Annotated in this window: 2 protein-coding genes and 1 pseudogene; 2 read left to right on the plus strand and 1 reads right to left on the minus strand. The window is 63.5% G+C overall.

What is annotated here, in order from left to right; genetic code table 11:
- Together EN893_RS27735 and EN893_RS27740 are read left to right on the plus strand one after the other, a co-directional pair.
- Window positions 1–376: pseudogene (locus tag EN893_RS27735) on the plus strand (hypothetical protein); the annotation flags it as partial.
- Between the two features lie 237 nt (window positions 377–613).
- A complete protein-coding gene (locus EN893_RS27740; protein WP_013530002.1) occupies window positions 614–1,549 on the plus strand; it encodes a ribose-phosphate pyrophosphokinase in 936 nt (311 codons plus the stop codon).
- Between the two features lie 140 nt (window positions 1,550–1,689).
- Here EN893_RS27740 and EN893_RS27745 read toward each other — a convergent pair whose 3' ends face one another.
- Complete coding sequence (locus tag EN893_RS27745; protein ID WP_127270546.1) at window positions 1,690–2,574, minus strand: helix-turn-helix transcriptional regulator; 885 nt, start codon at window positions 2,572–2,574, stop codon at window positions 1,690–1,692.
- Between the last annotated feature and the right edge of the window lie 174 nt (window positions 2,575–2,748).

The raw sequence follows: 2,748 nt of genomic DNA on the forward strand, positions 1-2,748 counted from the left end.
CCTGCAGATCGCGCCGATCGTCGGCGCTTCGGTGGAAGCCGCGACACCTCTTACGGCGGAGTTGCAGACCCGCGCCAGGCAGCGCGGTATCACGCTCGCCGGCAGCGCCGACCAGACCGTGACACATGTGCTGAAGGGCTATTTCTCGACGATGTCGGAAGGCGCCGACACCACCGTCATCTATGTCTGGGATGTCTATGACCCCGCCGGCAACCGGCTGCACCGCATCAATGGTCAGCAGAAGGCCCCGTCGGTCAATTCCGGCGCCAGCGCGGGCGGCGACAGCTGGAAGGGGGTCTCGCCGGCCACCATGCAGACGATCGCCGACCAGACCATCGACCAATTCGCGGCCTGGCTCGGCGGCAAGGCGGGCTAGAGGCATCGGACCCAAAAGTGGAGACGGTTTTGGGAAAATCCGATGCCCAACGAGAAGAAGGAGCAGCGCAAGTCCGCTGCTCCCTGTTGCAGCCCGGCGATGGCGCGGAGCTTTCTTGAGTTTAGCCGGCGGATTCCCGATCTCGGCGCTTGCAATACCGGCGCGGGCCGCTAAAAGCCCGGTTAAAGGGCGCAAGCGAGTCCGTCAGGTCTCATCATCCTCCACCAGGAACCGTGCATGAAACTCTTCGCGGGCAATTCCAACAGGGTGCTGGCCGAAGCGGTCGCCCGGTACCTCAACGTCCCGCTGGGCAAAGCCACGGTCAGGCGCTTCGCCGACCAGGAAATCTTCGTCGAAATCCAGGAAAACGTGCGCGGCGAGGATGTCTTCATCCTGCAATCGACCTCGTTCCCGACCAACGATCATTTGATGGAATTGCTCATCATGATCGATGCCTTCATGCGTTCCTCGGCCAAGCGCATCACGGCGGTCATCCCCTATTTCGGCTACGCCAGGCAGGACCGCCGCGCCTCCGGCCGCACGCCGATCTCGGCCAAGCTGGTCGCCAACATGATCACCCGCGCCGGTGTCGACCGCGTTCTGACGCTTGACCTGCATGCCGGCCAGATCCAAGGCTTCTTCGATATTCCGACCGACAATCTGTTTTCCGTGCCGGTGATGGCCCGCGACGTGAAGGCCAAATACAAGCAACTCGGCAACGTCGTGGTGGTCTCGCCCGACATTGGCGGCGTGGTCCGCGCCCGTGCGCTGGCCAAGCGCTTCGATGCGCAACTGGCCATCGTCGACAAGCGCCGCGAACGGCCCGGTGAATCGGAAGTCATGAACATCATCGGCGCGGTCGCCGGCAAGGATTGCCTGCTGATCGACGACATCGTCGATTCCGGCGGCACGCTGTGCAACGCCGCCGATGCACTGCTGGCCAACGGCGCCACCAGTGTCACCGCCTATATCACCCACGGTGTGCTGTCGGGCGGTGCGGTTGCCCGCATCAGCGGCTCGAAGCTGCAGGAACTGGTGATCACCGATTCCATCCAGCCCACCCAGGGCGTGCTCGACGCGCCCAACATCCGCGTCATCTCGATCGCCGACCTCATGGGCGAAGCCATTTCGCGCACCGCGACCGAGGAATCGGTGTCGAGCCTGTTCGACTAGAGCAATTCCAGGAAAAGTGTGAAGCGGTTTTCCCGGGAAAAGCGCGTAGCGCTTTCCCTAGAGAATTACGTCAAAACAAAGAGTTAGAGCAGCTCGCCGTTTCCGTAAAACGGTAAAATGCTCTAGAACAGCACCTGCCGTTACGGCGCAGGGCTTTCCAACCGAACCGGGCCGACCAGGCGACGAGCGACCTCGACGCTTTCTCGTGCGCCGCGCATATAGCCGCGCGGCGAGGTCCCCAGCATGCGCTTGAACATGGTGATGAAGGCCGGCACGCTGTCATAGCCGAGATCGAGCGCCACCCTGGTGATCGGCTCGCCGTCCGCCAGCCTGGGCAGCGCCGCGAACAGGCAGGCCTGCTGGCGCCATGTCGACAGCGACAAGCCAGTCTGGCGCTGGAAGGCGCGGGTGAAGGAGCGGCGGCTCATGCCGGCGGCATCCGCCCATTCATCGATCGTCGCATGCGGCGACGGTGCCGCGACGAAGCGCCGGCAGAGCGCCGACAGCCTTGGATCGGACGGGAATGGCAGGCCGAGCGGCCGTTCCGGCAAGGTCGGGATTTCGTGCAGCAAAAGGTTCATGATCAGCCCACCACGTCCTTCCAGAACGCCGCCTTGCGGCAGCTTTTCCGATTCCACGATCAGGCTGTGCATCAGGTCGGTGACGCCGACGACGCGCAAGCCTTCGGGCAGCCCGGGGATCGCCTGTGGCATGACATAGACCGAACGCATCGAGACATCGCCCAGCATCTCGACGGAATGCTCGGTGCCGGCTGGAATCCACATCGCGTGGTCGGGCGGCACCATCCAGCGTCCGTAGCGCGTCGTCACCAGCACCACGCCGACAAGCGCATGCAAGAGCTGGCTGCGGCTGTGGCGGTGCTGCGGCACACGGTAGCCATCGGGATATTCGGTCGGCAATGCCACCGCCGGCCCGGCCACTTGTTCAAGCCACTCCCAGCGGCTCTCGTGCAACTGGCCGAGATTGGCGTTGCCAGCGTGAAAGACTTCTTTGCCGTGCGGCATCCGATATGGCCCACTTGCGAAACTATTGGACCAAACCACGAAAGAAGTCATCCCGCAAGAAGCTTATAAGGCGCCGGTCCCAAGCGCTCCACAGGAGCGTCCGACAAGGCGGCCGCAGGTGCGTTCGTCAACTGCCTGCGGGCCTGCCCGCCAAAAAGACCACGGAGCCTACCT

The sequence above is a fragment of the Mesorhizobium sp. M7A.F.Ca.CA.004.04.2.1 genome (assembly GCF_004022825.1).
Classification (GTDB): Bacteria; Pseudomonadota; Alphaproteobacteria; order Rhizobiales; family Rhizobiaceae; genus Mesorhizobium.